The sequence below is a fragment of the Pseudomonas sp. 8Z genome (genome assembly GCF_902506535.1).
Lineage (GTDB): Bacteria > Pseudomonadota > Gammaproteobacteria > Pseudomonadales > Pseudomonadaceae > Aquipseudomonas.
In genome coordinates, this window is sequence record NZ_LR733825.1 from 319942 (window position 1) to 341847 (window position 21906).

Sequence of the window (21906 nt, forward strand, 5' to 3'; positions counted from 1 at the left end):
TTGCCTTGCAAGCAGGTGCTCCATGTCGTTTCGCCCTGAACTGCTGTCGCCCGCCGGCAGCCTCAAGAACATGCGCTATGCCTTCGCCTACGGCGCCGATGCGGTCTACGCCGGGCAGCCGCGTTACAGCCTGAGGGTGCGCAACAACGAGTTCGACCACGCCAACCTGGCTTTGGGTATCGCCGAGGCCCATGCCCAGGGCAAGCAGTTCTACGTGGTGGTCAACATCGCCCCGCACAACGCCAAGCTCAAGACCTTCCTCAAGGATCTGCAGCCGGTGATCGACATGGCGCCGGATGCGCTGATCATGTCCGACCCCGGCCTGATCATATTGGTGCGTGAGCACTTCCCACACATGCCGATTCACCTTTCCGTGCAGGCCAACGCGGTCAACTGGGCCAGCGTCGAGTTCTGGCGACGTCAGGGCCTGAGCCGGGTCATCCTCTCCCGCGAGCTGGCGCTGGAAGAGATCGACGAGATCCGCCAAGCCGTGCCGAAAATGGAGTTGGAGGTGTTCGTCCACGGCGCGCTGTGCATGGCCTATTCCGGGCGCTGCCTGTTGTCGGGCTATATCAACCGTCGCGACCCTAACCAGGGCACCTGCACCAATGCCTGCCGCTGGCAGTATCAGGCCACGCCCGCTGGCGAGAACGAGACCGGCGATATCGTGCGTCTGGTCGAGCCGACCCTGGGCGCGGGCGCGCCGACTACCCAGGCGTTCCTGCTGGAAGAGGCGAGTCGTCCGGGCGAGCAGATGGCCGCCTTCGAAGACGAGCACGGCACCTACATCATGAACTCCAAGGATCTACGCGCACTGCAGCATGTGCCACGGCTGGTGGCCATGGGCGTGCAATCGCTGAAGATCGAGGGACGCACCAAGAGCCATTTCTACTGCGCGCGCACGGCCCAGGCCTATCGCCGCGCCATCGACGACGCCGTGGCTGGGCGGCCTTTCGACCCCAGCCTGATGCACGACCTCGAATCACTGGCCAATCGCGGCTACACCGAGGGCTTCCTGCGCCGTCACGTACATGACGAATATCAGAACTACCAGCACGGCAGCTCGCGCAGCGAACGGCAGCAATTCGTCGGCGAGCTGACCGGCGAGCGCCGGGGCGACCTGGCCGAGGTGCTGGTGAAAAATCGCTTCGAGGTGGGCGACGGCATCGAGCTGATGACCCCGCAAGGCAACCTGCATTTCACTTTGGAGCACCTGGAAAACCGCTTGGGTGAGCGTATTGCGGTGGCGCCGGGCGACGGCCATCGGGTGTTCCTACCAGTCGCGCCAGGTGTCGACCTCAGCCATGCCTTGCTGCTGCGTGATCTGCCGCCGCACGCCGGGCAGTAGCACGAAGCGTCAGAGTGACAGGGCCTGCTGTCGGCGACGACGGCTGGTGAGCTGGCGCTCCAGTTCGACGAGGCTGTCGATGCCCTGGCGGCGCGCCTTGCTGAACAGCATCAGGGCCAGCTCGGCAGTGACCAAGGCATCGGCGCTGGCGTGGTGGCGCTGCTGCACCTGCAAACCGAAGTCGCTGATCCACTCGTCCAGCCCGCGAGGCCGTGACGGGGCATCGGGGCACAGCAGCGGCGCGATTTCGGCGACGTCGAAAAAGTGATGTTGCAGGCGATAGTCCAGGCTCTGCTTGAGCGCGCGGGCCAGCATGCGCTGGTCGAAGCCGGCGTGAAAGGCCAGCAGCGGGCTGTCGCCGACAAACTCCATGAACTCCAGCAGTGCCTGCGCCGGGTCTACACCGCGCGCCACTTCGCTGGGGGCGATGCCGTGAATCAGCGTGCTGACGCTGGCCTGATGATTGGGTCGGCACAGGGTACATTCGAACTGCTCGGCGAAGTCGATGGCGCCGTTGTCGATCACCACTGCGCCGATGGCCAGCACCAGATCGCGGCGCAGGTTCAGACCGGTGGTTTCCAGATCGAGCACGACGAAGCGTTGCTGATGCAGCGGGCGTTCATCGAGTGCGGCAGGTGCCTCCAGAGCCTGGCGGCGCTCCAGTTGCGTCTGTGTCAGCGCCGGGCCACGGCCACTGAACCAGGTGAACTTAGTCATAGCTGATACCTCGTGGCCAGGCTGCCCTGCAGGCGTTGGGCCTGCCGGAAGGACTCGCGCAGGATGCGTCGATCCAACAGGTTGAGGCTGTCGGGATCGAGGCGGTTGGAGTAGGGCAGTTCATCGCGTGCCTGCAACTGGTGCTGCTGCATGCGTGTCTGCTGGATGAAGTGATAGGCCTCCTCATAGGCTGCGCCGTCGAGTGCGCCGATGACGTCCTTGGCAACCAGAGCGCGCAGGCGCTCCAGGGTGCCGACGGCACCGATACCATTGGCCAGCGCCAGCAGGCGCGCGCCGTCGACGAAGGGCGTCAGGCCTTGCACCTTGAGGTCGAGGGTGTCCTTGTCGGCGCCCGAGCGGGCCACCACGAAATCGCGGAATCGCCCGATAGGTGGGCGCTGACGTAGGGCGTTCTCGGCCAGCATGCGTTGGAACAGGCTGTTGCTGGCGATGCGTTCGAGCAACTCGCTGCGCAGTTGCTCGCAGCCCTCGGTGGGGCCCCAGACGCTACGCAGATCGAAGTAGATCGACGAGCCCAAGAGGTTTTCCGGCGTGGCTTCGCTGATGAAGCGGGCGAAGCGCCGCGACCATTCCTGACGCGACAGGCATAGCTCCGGGTTGCCCGCCATGATGTTGCCCTTGCACAGGGTAAAGCCGCACTGCGCCAGACGCTGGTTGATCTCGGCTGCCAGCGGCAGCAGGCGTCCGCGAATGGCCGCAGCCTCGGCGGCATCGCTGGCCTCGAAGAGGATGCCGTTGTCCTGGTCGGTGTGCAGGGTCTGCTCGCGGCGGCCTTCGCTGCCGAAGCACAGCCAGGTGAAGGGCACGCCAGGGTCGCCCATTTCTTCGAGGGTCAACTCGATGACCCGGCATACGGTGTGGTCGTTGAGCAGGGTGATGATGTGGGTGATCTGCGTCGAGCTGGCGCCGTGGGCGAGCATGCGGTCGACCAGCAGGCGGATGTCGCTGCGCAGCCCGGCCAATGTCTCGATTTTGCCGGCATGGCGGATGGTGCGCGCCAGATGCACCAGATCGACCCGCTGCAGGCTGAACAGGTCGCGCTCGGAAATCACACCGCAGAGCTGCCCGTTGTCCACCAGGCAAACGTGAGCGATGTGCCGCTCGGTCATGGCGATGGCGGCGTCGAAGGCGCTGGCATCTGGCGGCAGGTGGAAGGGCGCTGTGGTCATCAGCGCGCTGATCGGTTGCGCCAAATCGATGCCATCGGCCACCACCCGGCGCAGATCGCGCAGGGTGAAGATACCCTGCGGGCGGCGCTGCGGATCGAGGATCACGATGCTGCCGACATGCTGCTCGTGCATCAGTCGCACGGCATCGCGCACGGGGGTGTCTGGCGCGCAGCCGATGGGCTGACGGATGGCCAGCTCGGCCAGGCGAGTGTCCAGCGAATACTGCGCGCCGAGGGTTTCCACGGCGCGCAGTTGCACCTGCTGGTTGACCTGGTCGAGCAGGCTGCTGACGCCGCGCAGGGCGAAGTCGCGCAGCGGGTTGGAAATGGCGAAGAGTTTGACGAAGGCGTGCTTGGCCAGCAGCAGGCAGAAGGTATCTTCGGCGGCCAGATGCTCGGTGCGCGTGGCGCGCTCGCCGATCAGCGCCGCCAGCGGGAAGCACTCGCCAGCGGTGATCTCGAAGGTGGTTTCCGTGCCGCGCCGCGCCGAGTGCGGGCGCTCGCCGTGCACGCGGCCCTGTTTGACGATGTAGAAGTGTTCGATCACCCCATCGCTGGGTTTGATGATCGAATCGCCCTCGGCGTAGAAGCGCAACTGGCAGTGTTCCACCAGATAGGCCAGGTGGGCAGTGTCCATCTGGTTGAACGGCGGAAACTTCTGCAGGAACTCCATGGTGCCGTGGATGTTCTGTAATACCGCTGTTCTGCCCGCCTGGGCGAACGTGTCCGCTTTGCTCATGGCGCGGTCTCATGCTTTTGTTTGTCCGCATTGTGCCTGCGCCTTGGCGGCTTGCCCATCGCACCTAAGTCGCAGTGTTTCGCGCAAGGATAGTTCTTGGCCTTTGACGAAATTTTGACGTGCGCAGTAGCAGACTCTGGCCTTTGTTGTTGGTGGCGTACTTACGCAGAGTGCCTTACCAGCGTATCTCTCCTCCACACTAAGGTCGCTCCATGCCGTCACCCGCATCCACCGTCCGCCCAACGGTGCCGGTCAGTATTGGCAGTCATCTGGGTTTTCTCCTGTGCAGCGCGTTGTGCATGCTGGCGCTCTTCGCGTTGGCCCGCCTTGGCCTGTTGGCCTACAACCACGCACTGATCGGCACGACGCCGACCGCGACCTTCCTCGAAGCCTTCGCCAATGGTGCGCGCTTCGACCTGCGCCTGATCGTCTACCTGTGCCTGCCGCTGACGCTGTCGATCTTCAGCGTGCGTGCCATGGCCGCACGCCGCCTGCATGTGGCCTGGCTGACAGTTGCCACCAGCCTGTGCCTGTTCCTGGCGGTGGCGGAGCTGAACTTCTATCGCGAGTTCCACCAGCGTCTGAACAGCCTGGTGTTCCAGTACATGCAGGAAGATCTCGGCACGGTGTCGAGCATGATCTGGAATGGTTTTCCGGTGCTGCGCCTGTTGCTGGCCTGGGCATTGGCCACGGTGCTGCTGGCCTGGCTGTTCCGCCGCATCGAGCGAGCCACGCGGGCACGCAGCCACGCACCAGCACCGCGCTGGCCGGCACGCACGGCGGTGTTCGTGATGCTCCTGCTGGTCAGTGTGGTGTCGGCGCGTGGCACCTTGCGCTCCGGCCCGCCGCTGCGCTGGGGCGATGCCTACACCACCGAGTCGATGTTCGCCAACCACCTCGGTCTCAACGGCACTCTGACCTTGGTAAGCGCCGCCAGCTACTTCTTCTCCGACCAGGGCGACAACCGCTGGAAGGCGAGCCTGCCTGAAGCCGAGGCGCTACAGACGACGCGCAAGCTGCTGCTGACGCCGAATGATCGTCTGATCGATGCCGACCTGGCAGCGATCAGACGCGTCACCACACCACCCGCCGAGGGCCGCCTGCCGCAGGTGCGCAACGTGGTAGTGATCCTCATGGAGAGCATGGCCGGTCGCTATATCGGCGCCATGGGCAATACCGACGGCATCACGCCGAACTTCGACGCCCTGGCCAAGGAGGGCCTGCTGTTCCAGCACGTCTTCTCCAATGGCACCCATACCCACCAGGGCATGTTCGCTACCATGGCCTGCTTCCCCAACCTACCGGGGTTCGAGTACCTGATGCGGATGCCCGAGGGCGGCCACCAGTTCTCTGGGCTGCCGCAGCAGCTCAGCGTGCGTGGCTATGACGACGTCTACGTCTACAACGGCAGCTTCGCCTGGGACAACCAGTCGGGCTTCTTCGGCAACCAGGGCATGCGCAACTTCGTTGGCCGTGAGGACTTTGTCGATCCGGTGTTCATCGACCCGACCTGGGGCGTATCCGACCAGGACATGTTCGGCCGCGCGGCCACCGAACTGGCCAGCCTCGACAAGCAGGGCAAGCCCTTCTATGCGCTGCTGCAAACCCTGTCCAACCACACGCCGTACGCCCTGCCGGAAAACCTGCCGGTCGAGCGCGTCACCGGCCACGGCTCGCTGGACGAACACCTGACCGCCATGCGTTACGCCGATTGGGCACTGGGCCAGTTCTTCGCCAAGGCGCGCCAGGAACCGTACTTCAAGGACACCCTATTCGTGATTCTGGGTGACCACGGCTTCGGCAACGACGAGCAGATCACCGAGATGGATCTGTCGCGCTTCAGCATACCGTTGCTGCTGATCGGCCCTGGCGTGCAGGAAACCTTCGGCAGCAGCCGCGACATAGTCGGCAGCCAGATCGACGTGGTGCCGACCATCATGGGCCGCCTGGGTGAGCCGACGCAGCAGCAGTGCTGGGGGCGTGACCTGCTGAGCCTGCCGCAAGACGATGCTGGTGTGGCGGTGATCAAACCGTCGGGCAGCGATCCGACCGTGGCATTGGTCAGTGGCGAGCACATCCTGGTCAAACCGCGTGATCGCGAGGCACATCTGTACCGTTACTGGCTGGGCCGTGATGCCGGTGGCAAGGTGGTCGATGAACCGCAACTGCGTAGCGAGATGGAGCACACGCTCTCGGCATTCGAGCAGACGGCTACCGACAGCCTGATCAACAACACCACGGGGGCTCACCCGAAGCAGGTACCGGGTAACCGCTGAGGGCTGGTTTTGGGTATCAGGGAGATTCTTCGGAGTCTCTCTGATACCGGATTGGCAAGTTTGGTTGTTCGGGGGTCAGTTCCGGATTGCCGCGTTTTTGTTGATGTCTTGGGTTTCGCCTTCCCAAGCGAGCAACCGTGTGCAGCGTCAAGTCACTGGCGGTCTGGAGCAGGTGCGGAACAACTTACAAGTCACTTTTGAAGGCAAAAGTAACCAAAACCTTCCGCCCGTTCATCCGGCCCTGGCTTCGCCAGGGTTCGCTACTCGTTTTGCTCGCCCTTCGGGCCAGCCTTCGGCTGTTACTTCGCTTCGCTACGTTTCACTCCATCGCCGTTCCAGAGGCCCGCCACGATGGCCCATCGCGGCTATCGGCTTTGGCATCCTGCGTCGCTCTACCTCCTGCATCCATGCAGTCGTCGCGACATCTGTGTCGCTCGACCTCTTCCTCGACGACTCCATTCGCCCTCCTGGGTCGGCTCTGCACGCACCTGAACCTGCGGTAACTCAGGTGTGGCCGGGAGTGCTTTGGCAAGAGCAGCAGCGAACCGCTGTGGTCTGCGAGTGAACTGTAGCGACGCACGTTATTTGGCGTGCTTTTGCGGGAATCCTGTCGTGTGCTGATGGCGAAATATCCGACAAAACTCCACAAAACAGCCTGCGGGCTGGTGTGGCCGCCAGTCTTGATCGTTGAAATAAATTTGAGGTGGCGCCCAAGGCCAACCATGTATGGGCCAAAGGGTGCAAGGGTGACGGCAAAATGCGACTATTGCGCACTTCAATAATGGGCAGAGGATGCTCCCAGTGGTACGCATCACGCGAGACCAGTCCCGTCAGCTTGACTCCATCCGGGCTCTTTCTGCCCTCATCGTGCTGTTCGGTCATACAAACCAGACGTTACTGCTGCCTACGCTCCAGAAGGGCTCGACCGTCGTTGGTTACTTCACTCAGCTTTCGGTGATGGTCTTTTTTGTTCTGAGCGGCTTCCTCATCGGGAAATCGGTCTACAACAACTCAGCCAAGAACGGCGCTTTTGATATCGCGCAGTATGGTCGAGATCGAGCACTTAGACTGTACCCTCCGCTTATCGCGGCGTTGGCACTGATGGTTCTGATCGCTGCTGTAGCACCACTGTTTTTTCCATCGGGAACCCATTCTCTATTGTCTATTCCAGGTGTCACGTTCGTGCGTTCCGAGTACTCGGTAGTCGCCAAAGAACTGTTTGGTGCCCTGGCATTCCTCAACGGCTTCAAAACCAATACGCCTACTGTCAACGGCCCGCTTTGGAGCTTGTCTTACGAAGCTTGGTACTACGTTTTGGCTGGGGCGCTGGCGATCTGGCCCACTCGTAAATGGCTTGCGGTCGCTCTGTTGGTGCTTACCTTATTCATAACTCGCAAAGTCTCGCTTTTTTACATCCTCGCACCCGTGTGGTTTACAGGCTTTGCGCTTGCCTTCATTCATCAGAGCAAGCCAGCGATGAGCAACCGTTTGTTCAGCCGACTATTCATCCTCATGACAGGACTCATGGCGGTGACTGTCGTTTGGGTGTGGCTACCGGGCTCACCTCCCAAGCACGTATGGAGTGATCCGCTTAACTATTTTCGCCTGTCTTCGGGCCTATGGTTCGCGTGCTATCTAGCCATGATAATGGGGGGCGCGACCCGATTTCCCACATGGTTCCATGGCCATGCAAGCTATTCGTACACGCTGTACGTAATACATTTCCCAATCATGCTGTTCATTCTTGGGGTATCACAGCTATACATCTACGGGTCACTAACAAGATCGCTGGCCATCTCTGCCATAACCATCGTCCTTTCAATTGCGGCAGCCAAACTGATCGCGCGCTTTGCAGAAGACAAGAACGCCCTCAGAGGCGTTACCGCAAGTCTGAATAGAGTGCTTTTCCGAAAATGAAAAAGTCAATCCAACAGTCGCAGGCCAATGGCAATTAAGTTGCAGTCACCCGTAGGAGTCCGCAATCAAACTCGTGACCACCACTTGTCGTCGGTGTAGGCGGCCGGAATTTCAGGCCTCCTGAAGGGGGCGTTAGCGTGCCTGAACGTACAGTTATTCCGAGCAAGCGCGGCGTGTTTCGTTAGCTGTGAAGTCGCGACTGGGTCGTCGAGTTAAACCAATAGTTTCATTCGCGTAGGGCTTACTCGCGAAGCAGCACGCCGTTGGGAGCACTGGGAGTAGGTTGTGGTGCCGAACTGGGCCTTGCCCGGCGAACTGTTCGCTGGCGCTCCTGAGTCCGCCCGGCTGACCTCATGTACAACCACTCCGTGCTGCTTCTGGGGTACCTCGGGTTCAGGCGCGTGCAGAGCCCGCCCAGGAGGGCGAACGGAATCGTCGTGGAAGAGGTTGAGAGAGCCACGATGGGCCAGGGATGGCCCACCGTGGCGGGCCTCTGGAGCGACGATGGAGTGAAACGTAGCGAAGCGAAGTAACAGCCGAAGGCTGGCTCGAAGGGCGAGCAAAGCGAGTAGCGAACCCTGGCGTAGCCAGGGCCGGATGAACGGGCGGAGGGTTTGGTTACTTTGCCCGCAAAGTGACTCGCCTGGGAAGGCGAAACCAAAGACATCAACAAGAACGCGGCAATTCGGAACTGACGCCTGAACAAGTCCGGTACCAAAATCAGGCGCAGGGCTGGTCGGGGCGCTGACCGCTCATAGCGCCAGCGGACAGTCCGCCGGGCCATACCAACGCCAGCACCACCACTCACAATGATCCCCCACCCATAAAAAAACCGCCTCGATGAGGCGGCTTTTCGTTGGTGGCTTACAGCCCGTTCTTGGCCTTGAACTCGCGACGACGACGATGCAGCACCGGCTCGGTGTAGCCGTTGGGCTGCTTGGTGCCCTCGATCACCAGCTCCAGCGCGGCCTGGAAGGCGACATTGTTGTCGAAGTCCGGCGCCATCGGGCGGTACGCCGGGTCAGCAGCGTTCTGGCGGTCGACCACCGGCGCCATACGCTTGAGGCTTTCCACCACCTGCGCTTCGGTGACGATGCCGTGGCGCAGCCAGTTGGCCAGCAACTGGCTGGAAATACGCAGGGTGGCGCGGTCTTCCATCAGGCCGATGTCGTTGATGTCCGGCACCTTTGAGCAGCCGACGCCCTGGTCGATCCAGCGCACCACGTAGCCGAGGATGCCTTGCGCGTTGTTGTCCAGCTCGTTGCGGATCTCGTCCTGGCTCCAGTTGGTGTCCTTGGCCAGCGGGATGGTCAGGATGTCGTCAACCGAGGCCGGGGTGCGCTTGGCCAGTTCGGCCTGGCGGGCGAATACGTCGACCTTGTGGTAGTGCAGCGCGTGCAGGGTGGCGGCGGTCGGCGACGGTACCCAGGCAGTGTTGGCGCCGGACAGCGGGTGGGCGATCTTTTGTTCGAGCATGGCGGCCATCAGATCCGGCATGGCCCACATGCCCTTGCCGATCTGTGCGCGGCCCTGCAGGCCGGTGGCCAGGCCGACGTCAACATTGTTGTTCTCGTAGGCACCGATCCAGGTTTCGCTCTTCATGGCGGCCTTGCGCACCACCGCGCCGGCTTCCATGGAGGTGTGAATCTCGTCTCCGGTGCGGTCGAGGAAGCCCGTGTTGATGAACACCACGCGCTCGCTGGCCGCCTGGATGCAAGCCTTGAGGTTGACCGTGGTGCGGCGCTCCTCGTCCATGATGCCGACCTTCAGGGTGTTGCGCGGCAGGCCCAGCACCTCTTCAACACGGGTGAAGATCTCGCTGGTGAAGGCGACTTCTTCCGGGCCGTGCATCTTCGGTTTGACGATGTAGACGCTGCCGGTGCGGGTGTTCTTGCGTGTGGTGTTGCCACCCAGGTTGTGAATCGCGATCAGGCTGGTGAACAGCGCGTCCTGGATGCCCTCGGGAATCTCATTGCCCTCGGCATCGAGGATGGCCGGGTTGGTCATCAGGTGGCCGACGTTACGGATGAACAGCAGGCTGCGGCCATGCAGGGTCAGTTCGGTGCCGTCCGGCTGGGTGTAGACGCGATCCGGGTTCATGGTGCGGGTGAAGGTACTGCCACCCTTGGACACTTCCTCGGCCAGGTCGCCCTTCATCAGGCCCAGCCAGTTGCGATAGACCACCACCTTGTCGTCGGCATCGACGGCAGCCACGGAATCCTCGCAGTCCATGATGGTGGTCAGTGCCGCTTCCATCAGCACGTCTTTCACACCGGCAGCATCGGTGCTGCCGATGGGGCTGCTGGCGTCGATCTGGATTTCGAAGTGCAGGCCGTTGTGCTTGAGCAGTACGGCGATCGGCGCGCTGGCCTCACCCTGGAAGCCAACCAATTGCGCGTTGTCGCGCAGGCCGCTGTGGCTGCCACTTTTGAGCGTCACGACCAGCTTGCCACCTTCGATGCGATAGCCGGTGGCATCGATATGCGAGCCTGCGGCCAGTGGTGCGGCTTCGTCGAGGAAGGCACGGGCGAAGGCGATGACCTTGTCGCCACGTACCTTGTTGTAGCCCTTACCTTTCTCGGCGCCGTCTGCCTCACTGATCACGTCGGTGCCGTAGAGGGCGTCGTACAGCGAGCCCCAGCGGGCGTTGGAGGCGTTGAGAGCGAAGCGTGCATTCATTACCGGCACCACCAACTGCGGGCCGGCCAGACGGGCGATTTCTTCGTCGACATTGCTGGTGACGGCCTGGAAGTCGGCAGGCTCAGGCAGCAGGTAGCCGATTTCCTGCAGGAAGGCTTTGTAGGCCGCGGCGTCATGCGCCTGGCCCTTGCGCGCCTGGTGCCAGGCGTCGATCTGTGCCTGCAACTCGTCGCGCTTGGTCAGCAGGGCACGGTTCTTCGGCGCCAGCTCGGCGATTACGGCGGCAGCGCCGGCCCAGAATTTATCGGCAGCGATGCCGGTACCGGGGATGGCTTCGTTGTTCACGAAGTCGTACAGGGCTTTGGCGACCTGCAGGCCACCGACTTGAACGCGTTCAGTCATCACTTGCCTCACTCTCTGAGCTTTACTCGATAGCCGCATCGGAGACGGCCTGGCCGTCTTGTAGTCCGTGGCGCGGGATACTACATCATGATTTCGGGGGAATGCACGGGGTCTGCGTCAGTTCGCGACCAAAAGCTTTTTCGCGGTCACGATATTGCATCTTGTATACATAAAATGAATTTATTGTCCCATATCTGTAAGTGGCTTGTATGAGTCATGTAGGCGTTGCGGCGTGCTGCCTATACTGCTACATCGAACTTTTGGGGGCGCACTATGCCAGTAACCGCTGCTGTTGCCGCTGATCTCGCCGATCTTACCCGGTTGTTCGCGGCCTATTTATGCTTCTACGAAGTGCCACGCCCTGCTGTGCAAATCCAGCGCTTTCTCGCTGCGCGGTTGCAGCAGGGCGACTCGCAGCTATTGATCGCCCGTGATGCGCTGGGGCATGCGCAGGGTTTCGTCCAGCTCTATCCCTTGCAGTCGTCCCTGGCGTTGGCACCAGCTTGGCTGCTGAGCGATTTGTATGTCGATGAGGCGGCGCGCCGCTGCGGCGTTGGTGAGGCGTTGATGAATGCCGCTCGCACCCATGCCGAGGCGTCTGGCGCCTGTGGCCTGCAACTGGAAACGGCAAGAACCAACCTGGCAGGCCAGCGCCTTTACGAGCGTTTGGGGTACATTCGTGATGAGCAGTTCTTCACCTACTGGCTGCCGCTAAGCGGCTGAGTCTTTCGCATCGAGTGAGGTCACGCATGGATCATTTGGTACTGACAGTGATAGCCGAGGATCAACCCGGCCTGGTCGAGCGCATTGCCGCCTGCATCGCGGCGCACGGTGGCAACTGGCTGGAGAGCCGTATGGCGCGTATGGCCGGGCAGTTTGCCGGCATTCTGCGCGTCGAGGTGGCTGCCGAGGCTCATGCCGGGCTGATCCAGGCGCTGCAAGCGCTCGGCAGTCAGGGTATTCGCGTGCAACTGGCGGCTAGCGGTAGCGAACCGGCGGGGCGCTACAGCGCCATTCGCTTGGAGCTGGTGGGTAATGATCGCCCCGGCATCGTGCGCGACATCACCCGCGTGCTGGCCGAGCAGGGCGTCAATCTGGAGAGCCTGCTGACCGAAGTGGCGCCGGCACCGATGAGCGGCGAGTTGCTATTTACCGCCGAAGCGCTGCTGGCCGTGCCCGAGACGCTCTCGCTGGAGCAGTTGCAGGCACATCTGGAAACCCTGGCCGATGATCTGATGGTCGAACTCAATCTGCGCCAGGACGACTGACGAGCGGATATCCACGGCAAGGGTGGATCAGCCTGTGGATAAACTGGGGAGCCCTGGTGCCAGTCCTAGTGCGCCGGGGCTTTTCATTGGTTGACTAAAAAACCAACAGGATCAATGGCTTGTGCACAAATGCCGGGGATGGATCTGTGGATAAGCCGGGAGCAGAGTGCGCCGCGCCAGAGATGGCGCGGTTGGCCGGGAGCTGAGTGTTTTCTGCTCAGGGTGAGCGGGTCAGGCCGCCTTGCGTTTGCGCAGACTCAGCCAGATATCCAGGCTGTAGACTGCAAGGCCCGCCCAGATACAGGTAAAGGCCATCAGCTTGGCCGGGTCGAAATGCTCACCGAAGAGCAAGAGTGCTTGTAGCATCACCAGCGTCGGCGCGATGTATTGTAGAAAACCCAGGGTGGTGTAGGGCAGATGGCGCGCCGCCGCATTGAAGCACACCAGCGGCACCAGGGTGATCGGCCCGGCTGCGGCCAGCAGCAGCCACTGCCAACTGCTCCAGAACTCGGCCTGGTTGCTCATCGCCGCAGGGTGCAGCGCCAGCCAGGCAAGCGCGACTGGCAGCAGCAGCCAGGTTTCCACCACCAGGCCGGGCAGGGCGGCAACCGGTGCCTGCTTGCGGATCAGCCCATAGAAACCGAAGGTCAGCGCCAGCACCAGCGAGACCCAGGGCAGGCTGCCCACCTGCCACACCTGCTGCGCCACGCCCAATGCCGCCAGAGCTACCGCCAACCATTGCAGACGGCGCAGGCGCTCGCCGAGGATCAACAGGCCCAACAGCACGTTGACCAGCGGATTGATGTAATACCCCAGGCTGGCCTCAAGCATGCGTTCGTTGTTTACCGCCCACACGTACACCAGCCAGTTGCAGGCGATCAGCAGGCCGCAGCCAGCCAGCACCAGCAGACGCTTGGGGTTGTTACGCAGCTCGCGCCACCAGCCTGGGTGCTTCCACACCATCAGCAGCGCGGCGCCGAACAGCGCCGACCAGAGCGCGCGGTGGACGATGATCTCCAGCGCCGGGATGGCCTGGATGGCTTTGAAGTAGATGGGGAACAGGCCCCAGATGATGTAGGCGGTCAGTCCGAGCAGATACCCGCGTTGCGGGTTGGCGGCGGTCATGGGGTGTCCTTGGAGGGGCAGATTTGAGTGCGCCATTCTAGTGCGCGTGCAGGCACTTGTCCGGATGCTCTACTCGTAGTCCTTGAGTTGCACACGCTTGAGCAGGTGCCATTTGCCGTTACGTAGCTCCTCGACTTCACGAACGTACCCGCTCATGTGCAGCGATGCGCCGTCAGTGCTGCGCCACACTTCGACGGGTGTATTGCCTTCTACCCGATAGCGGCTGGTGCGGTGCCAGCAGCAACCGCTCTTGGCCAAGGTTTGCAGGCGTTGTGCCTGTGCATCGACGTCGAAGAAACCCAAGGTCGAGGCGATCAGCCTGGTCATCGCCTGTGAATGACGAAATGCCTGCTGCTTGCTGTCGTAGAGGAACACGTCGTAGCTTGGCCCGCCGTAAGAACCATGGTTGCCGTTCTGCACTGCGAAGTCTTCGTGTCCGTCGAAATTGAAGTCATCAACGTTGATCACGCCTTGGTAGTCGTAAAGGCGTGCCGAGTTGACCAACGGTTGGCCTCTTTCATCGCGGGCAATATAGATGCCGGGCAGGGTGATGACTTGCAGGGGCTTGGAGCTGCCCTTGGCGAGGATCGCGAGCTTGCCACTGCTTTCGCAGTATTGCTCGTCACAGGGTTCGTCCAGTGCCAGGCGGAAGTCATAGGTGGTGGACGCGTTGTCCAAGTGCAGAAAATCTTGCGTCTCGAAAGCCTTGGCCTCACTGGGCTGCTCCGATAGCTCCTGCAGACGCCACTCATAACGCTGCCGTACGCAGCCTGCTACGTCGCCCGCCGCGCATTGCTGGCGGGTATCGCGTAGCCAGGCGCGTTGTTCCTCCAGCAGGCTGCTGTCGCCGCTGGCGCTGAACTGACGGATACGCCGGAAGGTACTGGCAAGGCGTTCGTCGAGGGCCGACAGTTGGGCATCTGCGCAGATTGCATGTTCGATGGGATGGCTGGCCTTTGCGCAGTCGAAGCTGGCGGCTTCGGCGAACATCGGCAGCAGGCAGGCGAGGGGGATCAGAAAACGGTGGGCCATGCACTAATCCTTGTCAGGCGCGTGGAGGGGCGACAATTTTGCGCTCCGGCTCAAAACAGCCGCAAGGGTTCCTCATCCAGCGCCGCCATCTGTTCGCGCAGGGCGAGAATCTGGTCGCCCCAGTAGCGCTCACCGGCAAACCAAGGGAAGGCCAAGGGGAAGGCCGGGTCGTCCCAGCGTTTGGCGATCCAGGCGCTGTGGTGCATCAGGCGCAGGGCGCGCAGGCCTTCGATCAGCGGCAGTTCGCGGGCGGCGAAGTCGTGAAACTCTTGATAGCCGTCCACCAGTTCGGCGATTTGGCCGAGGCGTTCGTGGCGCTCGCCGGCCAGCATCATCCACAGATCCTGCACCGCCGGGCCCATGCGGCAGTCGTCGAGGTCGACGATATGGAAGGCGTCGTCGCGGCACAGCAGGTTGCCGGGGTGGCAGTCGCCGTGCAGGCGGATCGGCTGGTAGCGCACGCGGGCGAACAATTCATCGAGGCGGGCGAGCAGGTCGCGCGCGACCGATTCATAGGCCGGCAGCAGGCTGCGCGGCACGAAGCCGCCGTCGAGCAGGGCGGCCAGTGCGGCGTGACCGAAGTTATCCACCGCCAACTGTTCGCGATGGGCGAAGGGTCGGCTGGCGCCCACTGCATGCAGGCGGCCGAGTAGCTGGCCGAGGCGATAGAGCTGGTCGAGGTTGCCCGGCTCGGGCGCGCGACCGCCGCGACGGGGAAACAGGGCGAAGCGGAAGCTGCCATGTTCGAACAGCGTTTCGCCATCGCGCGCCAGGGGGGCCACCACCGGCACTTCCTGCTCGGCCAGCTCCAAGCTGAAGGCATGCTCCTCGCGGATCGCTGCATCGCTCCAGCGGTCGGGGCGGTAGAACTTGGCGATCAGCGGCGTTTCCCCCTCGATGCCCACCTGATAGACGCGGTTCTCGTAGCTGTTGAGTGCCAGCACGCGGGCGTCGCTGAGGTAGCCCAGGCTCTCCACGGCGTCGAGGACAAGGTCCGGGGTGAGGGTGGAAAAGGGATGGCTCATGAGTGGCTCCGTATGGCTGGGCGCACAGTGTACCCGGCGAATGATCTTGCCGTAGGGCGGGTGCAACCCGCCGCCGAAATCACCTGCAGCTATTGGCGGGTTGCACCCGCCCTACAGTTGCGTGCCGAGCAGAACCTGGCTGGCGGCGAACTGTGCGCTGACGGGGGTGCCAGCGTCCAGTGCCAGGCGCTGCAGATGGGCGGCGTCTGCCAACGCGCACAGCGTCTGGCCGTTTGGCAGGGCGATGCGGACTTCGCAGGGGCCGTCGCTGGCCGGCAGAATTTGTTCGATCAGCCCGGTCAGGCAGTTATCGAGATCGGTTCTGGCTGACGAAGCTGGGTGCAGCTCCAACCAACCGGCCTTTATCAGCGCCACCACGCTGCTGCCGATAGTCAGTTGCAGGCGCTCGGTGCTGTCGCGGGTGATCTGCGCTTGCAGGCGTGCGCCGCCAGGCAGTTCGAGGGTGATCAGGTCGTTGTGGCCCTGAGCGGTGATGGCGCAGACGCGCCCCGCGAGCTGATTGCGTGCGCTGGTGCGCAACATCAGGCGCCCCAGCAATTGCAGGTCGGCATCATCCTCAGCGGCTTGCAGCAACTGCGCCTGCAGGGCTTGCACGCGTTGGTGCAGGGCGAGCAGGCGGGTGCCGGTCGGGGTCAGGCTGGCGCCGCCACCGCCCTTGCCGCCAACACTGCGGCTGACCAGCGGTTGCTCGGCCAGGTTGTTCAGCTCGTCGATGGCGTCCCAGGCGGCCTTATAGCTCAGCCCGGCGGCCTTGGCGGCGCGGGTGATCGAGCCCTGGGTGGCGATCTGCTCCAGCAGCGCCAGGCGTTGCGGGCGGCGGCTGAGCATCTGGGCGATCGGGTCGAGCTGGGACATAGCGTGGTGCTTGGGTGGTTGGCTGGGAGCACAAGCATAACCAATCGCTGCAGTCCGAGCGCGTCAGCCTCCCGGTGGCGGCGTGCGTGCCAGGCAGTAGACGTCGACCCGAGCCGCGCCCGCCCGCAGCAGCAGGTGGGCGAGGATATTGGCGGTGGCGCCGGTGGTCAGCACGTCGTCGATCAGCGCCAGGTGCTGCCCCTTGACCTGTTCCGGCGCACTGACGACGAAGGCCTGGCGCAGGTTGCGTTTGCGCGTGGCGGCGTCCAGGCCTTGCTGGGCGGGGGTGTCTAGCGTGCGCGTCAGCCAGGTGTCGGGCGCAGGAATGTGCAGGGCGCGGCTTAGCCAGTCGGCGAGCATGCGCGCCTGGTTGAAGCCGCGCTGGCGTTCGCGCCGCTGTGCCAGGGGTACGGCGAGCAGCGCCTGTGGGCGCGGCAGGCCTTCGTCATAGGCATGCTGCAGGTGTTCGGCCAGCAGTTCGCCGAGCAGACGACCGTAAGGCCACTGCGCCTGATGTTTGAAGCGGGTGATCAGGCTGTCGACCGGAAAGGCATAGCGCCAGGGTGCTTCGACGCGGGTGAAGGCCGGTGGCTTCTTCTGGCAGGCGCCGCAGACCATCCCCTGTGCGGGCAGCGGTAGTGCGCAGACCAGGCAGTGGGCGCCGAGCCAGGGCAGCTCGGCCTCGCAGGCGGTGCAGATGTCATGACGCGGATGGTCGGTGGTTTCGTCGCACAACTGGCACTGGCGGCGTAGTGTCAGCCAGGCGGGGCGTCGTAGGAGGAATGATTGCAGCAGGGCCATGCTTGCTCGTCCTTGAGTCTACGAACCTATTCACGATCTGCTGCGCGTCGGCCATGCTGCGTTGAAACCAGCCTCGCGTGCGAGCCCAGTCAAAATGCTCATTTACAATTCGTAAACTGCGCTTTTTCGCCTGGTTTCGCCTTGCCTGGCTCTAGCTCGCGAGATCGTGAACAGGCTCTAAGCCCTCAGCCTAGCCGCGTGTCAGCGGATCAGCCAGCCCATCACCACCAGCCCCAGCAGCAGCCATATCACCCCGCCGAAGATGGAGCGGCGCAGCAGTGCACGCACGCCGTTGTAGAGAAACAGCAGGCCGATGATCAGCAGGATGATGCTGAAGATCGAGCTGTCCATACCGATGGCGTTCGCTAGTCCATGGAGAAAATCGTCCACTGCATCCGCCACGGCGCCCAGTGCCCCGGAAAGCAGATCGACGATAAATCGGATCATTTGCCCCAGCGCATGGCCGAGCCCCTCGAAGAAACCTTCTACCCGCATGTCGCAAATCCTGTGTGAACGATGTGCATTGGGCCTTATGCCATCTCGGAAGTTCTATTGGTTAAATAATGATCTAACGTAAACCTGTGTCTTTTTTAAGGTTGACAGCGTTCCAAGGGTTTCTATGATGGCCAAAGCCTGAATGCCCGCCTGGGCCCCATGACAGATGCCGCCAAGCGTCGAAGGACTTCTCCATGAGCACAACCTCCGCTGTTTCCTCACGCCACGATTGGACGCTCGCCGAGGTGCGTGCCCTGTTCGAGCAGCCGTTCAACGACCTGCTGTTCCAGGCGCAGACCATCCACCGCCAGCACTTCGACCCGAACCGCGTGCAGGTCTCGACACTGCTGTCGATCAAGACCGGCGCCTGCCCGGAAGACTGCAAGTATTGCCCGCAGTCCGGCCACTACAACACCGGCCTGGACAAGGAAAAGCTGATGGAGGTGCAGAAGGTGCTGGAGGCCGCCGCCGAGGCCAAGGCCATCGGCTCGACGCGCTTCTGTATGGGCGCGGCGTGGAAGCACCCATCGGCCAAGGACATGCCCTACGTGCTGGAGATGGTCAAAGGCGTGAAGAAACTCGGCCTGGAAACCTGCATGACCCTCGGTCGCCTCGATCAGGAGCAGACCCAGGCGCTGGCCGAGGCCGGGCTGGACTACTACAACCACAACCTCGACACCTCGCCGGAGTTCTACGGCAACATCATCACCACCCGCACCTACAGCGAGCGCTTGCAAACGCTGGCATACGTGCGTGAGGCAGGCATGAAGATCTGCTCCGGCGGCATCCTCGGCATGGGCGAGTCGGTGGACGACCGCGCCGGGCTGCTGATCCAACTGGCCAACCTGCCCGAGCACCCGGAGTCGGTGCCGATCAACATGCTGGTCAAGGTCAAGGGCACGCCGCTGGCCGAGGAAAAGGACGTCGACCCGTTCGACTTCATCCGCACTCTGGCGGTGGCGCGCATCATGATGCCGAAATCCCACGTGCGCCTGTCCGCTGGCCGTGAGGCGATGAACGAGCAGATGCAGGCCCTGGCCTTTATGGCCGGCGCCAACTCGATCTTCTATGGCGAGAAGCTGCTGACCACCGCTAACCCGCAGGCGGACAAGGACATGGCCCTGTTCAAGCGTCTCGGCATCAAGCCGGAAGAGCGCGAAGAACACGCCGACGAGGTGCATCAGGCGGCCATCGAGCAGGCGCTGGTCGAGCAGCGCGATTCCAAGCTGTTCTATAACGCCGCTTCGGCTTGATATCCCTTGGTGGATGGATGAAGCGTCATCCAGCCTACGCCGCTCGATGTGAGGCGTAGGCTGGATAACCCGCTTGCGCTTATCCACCGTTTCCCGGTGCCGTCGATGTCTTTCGATCTTGCTTCCCGTCTGGCCGAGCGCCGTGCCGCCAGTCTCTATCGCCAGCGTCCGCTGCTGCAGGCGCCGCAGGGCCCGCAGGTGCAGGTCGACGGGCAGATGCTGGTGAATTTCTGCTCCAACGACTACCTCGGCTTGGCCAATCACCCCGAAGTGATCCGTGCCATGCAGCAGGGCGCGGAAAAATGGGGCGTCGGCGGTGGCGCCTCGCACCTGGTGGTCGGCCACAGTACGCCGCACCACGAACTGGAAGAAGCCCTCGCCGCGTTCACCGGGCGCCCGCGTGCGCTGCTGTTTTCCACTGGTTACATGGCCAATCTGGCGGCGGTCACGGCGCTGGTCGGGCAGGGCGACAGCGTGCTGCAGGATCGTCTTAACCACGCTTCGCTGCTGGATGCCGGGTTGCTCAGTGGCGCACGCTTCTCGCGTTACTTGCACAACGATGGCGACAGCCTCGGCAAGCGTCTGGACAAGTCGCAGGGCGATTGTCTAGTGGTCACCGACGGCGTGTTCAGTATGGACGGTGACGTTGCCGACCTGCCGACCCTGTGCACCGAGGCGCGCAAGCGCAAAGCCTGGGTGATGGTCGACGATGCCCATGGTTTCGGCACGCTGGGCGCCAACGGCGGCGGCATCGTCGAGCATTTCGGCCTGGGCCTGGACGCTGTGCAGGTATTGGTTGGCACGCTAGGTAAGGGCTTCGGCACTGCCGGTGCCTTTGTCGCAGGCAGTGATGAATTGATCGAAACCCTGATTCAGTTCGCCCGCCCCTACATCTACACCACCAGTCAGCCCCCGGCAGTGGCCTGCGCCACTCTGAAAAGCCTGGAATTGTTGCGCAGCGAAGGCTGGCGCCGCGAGCATCTGGCGCGGCTGGTCGCGCGTTTTCGCGCTGGCGCCGACGAGATCGGCCTGAGCCTGATGGACAGCTTCACGCCGATTCAGCCGATTCTGATTGGCGACAGCGCCCGCGCGCTGAAATTGTCCGCACTTTTGCGCGAGCGCGGCCTGCTGGTTGGCGCCATCCGTCCGCCGACTGTGCCGGCTGGCAGTGCGCGCCTGCGCGTGACCCTGTCCGCCGCGCACAGCGATGCGCAACTCGAACAGTTACTCCATGCCCTCGCCGATTGCTGGCCCCAGGTACGTGGCGATGGTTGAGCGGCTGATCCTGTTGCCCGGCTGGGGCCTCGATGGTGTCGTGCTGCAAGCCTTGGCAGAAACCCTGGGGGGCGCCGTGCAGGTGCACACGCCGGTATTACCAAGGCTGGCCTCCGGTGCACTCAGCGATTGGCTCGATGAGCTGGATGTGCGTTTGCCTACCGATTGCTGGCTGGCCGGATGGTCGCTCGGTGGCATGCTCGCCACCGCCTTGGCGGCGCGCCGAGGGGAGCAGTGTCGGGGCTTGATCAGCCTAGCCAGTAATGCCTGCTTTGTGGCCCGCCCCGATTGGCCGAGCGCGATGTCGCCTGTCACGTTCGAAGCGTTCTATCAGAGCTGTGAACAACAGCCCGATGCCACGCGCAAGCGCTTTGCCATGCTCTGTGCGCAGGGCGCGAAGGATACGCGCGGGCTGTCACGTCAGTTACAGGCGCACCCGCTCGCGGCTGAGCCCGCGCAACTCCTGGCGGGGTTGCGATTATTGGCCGCGTTGGACAATCGCCAGGCACTGTCGACTTATACCGGGCCGCAACTGCACCTGCTGGCCGAGCAGGATGCGCTGGTGCCTGCTGCAGCCGCCGACGGACTGCGCGGGTTATTAGCGCGTGGCGAGGTTCAGGTCGTGCAAGCGTGCAGCCATGCGCTGGTGGTCGAACAGGCGCACGCTCTGGCAGCCGCAATGCTCGATTTTATGCACAGGGCTGGCCATGACTGAGGTGCACGCGTCGTGCGCGGGCCTGCCTGACAAACGCCAGGTCGCGGCATCCTTTTCCCGCGCGGCTGCCAGCTACGACGCCGTGGCCGAGTTGCAGCGTCGTGTCGGCACACAACTGTTGATGCGCTTGCCGCCTGCACTGGCGCCACAGCGCTGGGTTGATCTGGGCAGCGGCACGGGGCATTTCACCCGTCTGCTTGGCGAGCGTTTCGCTGATGGTCAAGGGCTGGCTGTGGATATCGCAGAAGGCATGTTGCAACACGCGCGCTCGCTGGGCGGCGCGGTGCACTTCATCGCCGGTGATGCCGAAGCGTTGCCCCTGCAGGCCGCTTGCGTCGACTTGCTGTTTTCCAGCCTGGCGCTGCAATGGTGTGGCGACTTTGCGCGGGTACTGGCTGAGGCGCAGCGGGTGTTGAGGCCGGGCGGTGTGCTGGGGTTTTCCAGCTTGTGCGTCGGTACGCTGCAGGAGTTGCGCGACAGTTGGCAGACGGTCGACGGCTTCGTCCACGTCAATCGCTTTCGTCACTTCGAGGATTACCAGCGTCTGTGCGCCGCCAGCGATCTGCGCGTGCTGAGCCTGCAGCGTGAGGCGCAGGTGCTGCACTTTCCTGATCTGCGCAGCCTGACGCGTTCGCTCAAGGACATTGGCGCACACAACCTCAACCCTGGCCGTCCCGATGGCCTGACCAGCCGCGCGCGGATTGCCGCACTGCTGGCGGCCTATGAGCGTTATCGCGATGCAGACGGCTTGCCGGTCACCTATCAGGTGGTTTACGGCGTATTGCGCAAGCCTCACTGAACCGCCCCCCAGGA

General features: G+C 63.0%; 18 protein-coding genes. 9 read left to right on the forward strand and 9 right to left on the reverse strand.

The window, feature by feature from the left end; genetic code table 11:
- The first annotated feature begins 22 nt into the window (after positions 1 to 22).
- Positions 23 to 1348 (forward strand): tRNA 5-hydroxyuridine modification protein YegQ, encoded by a 1326-nt coding sequence (gene yegQ, locus AERO9A_RS05730; RefSeq protein WP_159970969.1) that lies wholly within the window; start codon positions 23 to 25, stop codon positions 1346 to 1348.
- Positions 1349 to 1357: 9 nt separating this feature from the next.
- Here the strand turns inward: yegQ and AERO9A_RS05735 are convergent, their stop codons facing one another.
- Positions 1358 to 2065, reverse strand: coding sequence for a PolC-type DNA polymerase III (locus AERO9A_RS05735; protein ID WP_159970970.1), 708 nt, complete (start codon positions 2063 to 2065; stop codon positions 1358 to 1360).
- Positions 2062 to 3993 carry a DUF294 nucleotidyltransferase-like domain-containing protein gene (locus tag AERO9A_RS05740; RefSeq protein WP_159970971.1) on the reverse strand — a complete coding sequence of 644 codons (1932 nt, stop codon included), beginning with the start codon at positions 3991 to 3993 and terminating at the stop codon, positions 2062 to 2064. Before AERO9A_RS05740 ends, AERO9A_RS05735 begins: the two co-directional genes overlap by 4 nt.
- Positions 3994 to 4205: 212 nt before the next feature.
- Between AERO9A_RS05740 and AERO9A_RS05745 the strand changes: the two genes are divergently transcribed.
- Together AERO9A_RS05745 and AERO9A_RS05750 are read left to right on the forward strand one after the other, a co-directional pair.
- Positions 4206 to 6269, forward strand: coding sequence for an LTA synthase family protein (locus AERO9A_RS05745; protein ID WP_159970972.1), 2064 nt, complete (start codon positions 4206 to 4208; stop codon positions 6267 to 6269).
- A gap of 801 nt (positions 6270 to 7070) precedes the next feature.
- Positions 7071 to 8186, forward strand: coding sequence for an acyltransferase (locus AERO9A_RS05750; protein ID WP_159970974.1), 1116 nt, complete (start codon positions 7071 to 7073; stop codon positions 8184 to 8186).
- A gap of 864 nt (positions 8187 to 9050) precedes the next feature.
- Here the strand turns inward: AERO9A_RS05750 and AERO9A_RS05755 are convergent.
- Positions 9051 to 11228: a malate synthase G gene (locus tag AERO9A_RS05755; protein WP_159970975.1), complete on the reverse strand. Its 2178-nt coding sequence runs from the start codon at positions 11226 to 11228 to the stop codon at positions 9051 to 9053.
- Between the two features lie 273 nt (positions 11229 to 11501).
- On the opposite strand from AERO9A_RS05755, the gene AERO9A_RS05760 reads away from it, so the two are divergent.
- Both AERO9A_RS05760 and AERO9A_RS05765 read left to right on the forward strand, forming a co-directional pair.
- The gene (locus AERO9A_RS05760; RefSeq protein ID WP_159970976.1) at positions 11502 to 11951 is read left to right on the forward strand and encodes an N-acetyltransferase; all 450 of its coding nucleotides are present in this window, start codon (positions 11502 to 11504) and stop codon (positions 11949 to 11951) included.
- A gap of 26 nt (positions 11952 to 11977) precedes the next feature.
- Positions 11978 to 12496: a glycine cleavage system protein R gene (locus AERO9A_RS05765; protein ID WP_159970977.1), complete on the forward strand. Its 519-nt coding sequence runs from the start codon at positions 11978 to 11980 to the stop codon at positions 12494 to 12496.
- 231 nt (positions 12497 to 12727) lie between these two features.
- Here the strand turns inward: AERO9A_RS05765 and rarD are convergent, their stop codons facing one another.
- From rarD to AERO9A_RS05795, 6 genes are all read right to left on the reverse strand, one after another.
- Entirely contained in the window at positions 12728 to 13621 is an 894-nt protein-coding gene (gene rarD, locus AERO9A_RS05770; protein ID WP_159970978.1) for an EamA family transporter RarD, read from the reverse strand.
- Between the two features lie 69 nt (positions 13622 to 13690).
- Positions 13691 to 14653 (reverse strand): lysozyme inhibitor LprI family protein, encoded by a 963-nt coding sequence (locus tag AERO9A_RS05775; RefSeq protein ID WP_159970979.1) that lies wholly within the window; start codon positions 14651 to 14653, stop codon positions 13691 to 13693.
- Positions 14654 to 14703: 50 nt separating this feature from the next.
- Positions 14704 to 15678, reverse strand: coding sequence for a serine/threonine protein kinase (locus AERO9A_RS05780; RefSeq protein WP_159970980.1), 975 nt, complete (start codon positions 15676 to 15678; stop codon positions 14704 to 14706).
- A gap of 111 nt (positions 15679 to 15789) precedes the next feature.
- Complete coding sequence (locus AERO9A_RS05785) at positions 15790 to 16554, reverse strand: TOBE domain-containing protein (RefSeq protein WP_159970981.1); 765 nt, start codon at positions 16552 to 16554, stop codon at positions 15790 to 15792.
- A 63-nt stretch (positions 16555 to 16617) separates the two neighbouring features.
- Positions 16618 to 17355, reverse strand: coding sequence for a ComF family protein (locus AERO9A_RS05790; RefSeq protein ID WP_159970982.1), 738 nt, complete (start codon positions 17353 to 17355; stop codon positions 16618 to 16620).
- Positions 17356 to 17556: 201 nt separating this feature from the next.
- On the reverse strand, positions 17557 to 17850 hold the full coding sequence (locus tag AERO9A_RS05795) for a hypothetical protein (protein ID WP_159970983.1): 294 nt from the start codon (positions 17848 to 17850) through the stop codon (positions 17557 to 17559).
- A gap of 194 nt (positions 17851 to 18044) precedes the next feature.
- Between AERO9A_RS05795 and bioB the strand changes: the two genes are divergently transcribed.
- The 4 genes from bioB to bioC all read left to right on the forward strand — a co-directional run bounded on the left by bioB (position 18045) and on the right by bioC (position 21892).
- A complete protein-coding gene (gene bioB / locus AERO9A_RS05800; RefSeq protein WP_159970984.1) occupies positions 18045 to 19103 on the forward strand; it encodes a biotin synthase BioB in 1059 nt (352 codons plus the stop codon).
- Between the two features lie 105 nt (positions 19104 to 19208).
- Positions 19209 to 20378: an 8-amino-7-oxononanoate synthase gene (gene bioF, locus AERO9A_RS05805; RefSeq protein WP_159970985.1), complete on the forward strand. Its 1170-nt coding sequence runs from the start codon at positions 19209 to 19211 to the stop codon at positions 20376 to 20378.
- Positions 20371 to 21093, forward strand: coding sequence for an alpha/beta fold hydrolase (locus AERO9A_RS05810; RefSeq protein ID WP_159970986.1), 723 nt, complete (start codon positions 20371 to 20373; stop codon positions 21091 to 21093). Before bioF ends, AERO9A_RS05810 begins: the two co-directional genes overlap by 8 nt.
- Positions 21086 to 21892: a malonyl-ACP O-methyltransferase BioC gene (gene bioC, locus AERO9A_RS05815; RefSeq protein WP_159970987.1), complete on the forward strand. Its 807-nt coding sequence runs from the start codon at positions 21086 to 21088 to the stop codon at positions 21890 to 21892. Before AERO9A_RS05810 ends, bioC begins: the two co-directional genes overlap by 8 nt.
- Positions 21893 to 21906 lie beyond the last annotated feature (14 nt).

Excerpts from the sequence above, each read along its gene's own strand:
- bioB (WP_159970984.1), top strand. The coding sequence starts at position 18,045 with ATGAGCACAACCTCCGCTGTTTCCTCACGCCACGATTGGACGCTCGCC.
- AERO9A_RS05795 (WP_159970983.1), bottom strand. The coding sequence starts at position 17,850 with ATGCGGGTAGAAGGTTTCTTCGAGGGGCTCGGCCATGCGCTGGGGCAA.
- bioC (WP_159970987.1), top strand. The coding sequence starts at position 21,086 with ATGACTGAGGTGCACGCGTCGTGCGCGGGCCTGCCTGACAAACGCCAG.
- AERO9A_RS05765 (WP_159970977.1), top strand. The coding sequence starts at position 11,978 with ATGGATCATTTGGTACTGACAGTGATAGCCGAGGATCAACCCGGCCTG.
- AERO9A_RS05760 (WP_159970976.1), top strand. The coding sequence starts at position 11,502 with ATGCCAGTAACCGCTGCTGTTGCCGCTGATCTCGCCGATCTTACCCGG.
- AERO9A_RS05755 (WP_159970975.1), bottom strand. The coding sequence starts at position 11,228 with ATGACTGAACGCGTTCAAGTCGGTGGCCTGCAGGTCGCCAAAGCCCTG.
- AERO9A_RS05790 (WP_159970982.1), bottom strand. The coding sequence starts at position 17,355 with ATGGCCCTGCTGCAATCATTCCTCCTACGACGCCCCGCCTGGCTGACA.
- AERO9A_RS05745 (WP_159970972.1), top strand. The coding sequence starts at position 4,206 with ATGCCGTCACCCGCATCCACCGTCCGCCCAACGGTGCCGGTCAGTATT.
- yegQ (WP_159970969.1), top strand. The coding sequence starts at position 23 with ATGTCGTTTCGCCCTGAACTGCTGTCGCCCGCCGGCAGCCTCAAGAAC.
- AERO9A_RS05785 (WP_159970981.1), bottom strand. The coding sequence starts at position 16,554 with ATGTCCCAGCTCGACCCGATCGCCCAGATGCTCAGCCGCCGCCCGCAA.
- AERO9A_RS05810 (WP_159970986.1), top strand. The coding sequence starts at position 20,371 with ATGGTTGAGCGGCTGATCCTGTTGCCCGGCTGGGGCCTCGATGGTGTC.
- AERO9A_RS05735 (WP_159970970.1), bottom strand. The coding sequence starts at position 2,065 with ATGACTAAGTTCACCTGGTTCAGTGGCCGTGGCCCGGCGCTGACACAG.
- AERO9A_RS05780 (WP_159970980.1), bottom strand. The coding sequence starts at position 15,678 with ATGAGCCATCCCTTTTCCACCCTCACCCCGGACCTTGTCCTCGACGCC.
- AERO9A_RS05740 (WP_159970971.1), bottom strand. The coding sequence starts at position 3,993 with ATGAGCAAAGCGGACACGTTCGCCCAGGCGGGCAGAACAGCGGTATTA.
- bioF (WP_159970985.1), top strand. The coding sequence starts at position 19,209 with ATGTCTTTCGATCTTGCTTCCCGTCTGGCCGAGCGCCGTGCCGCCAGT.
- rarD (WP_159970978.1), bottom strand. The coding sequence starts at position 13,621 with ATGACCGCCGCCAACCCGCAACGCGGGTATCTGCTCGGACTGACCGCC.
- AERO9A_RS05775 (WP_159970979.1), bottom strand. The coding sequence starts at position 14,653 with ATGGCCCACCGTTTTCTGATCCCCCTCGCCTGCCTGCTGCCGATGTTC.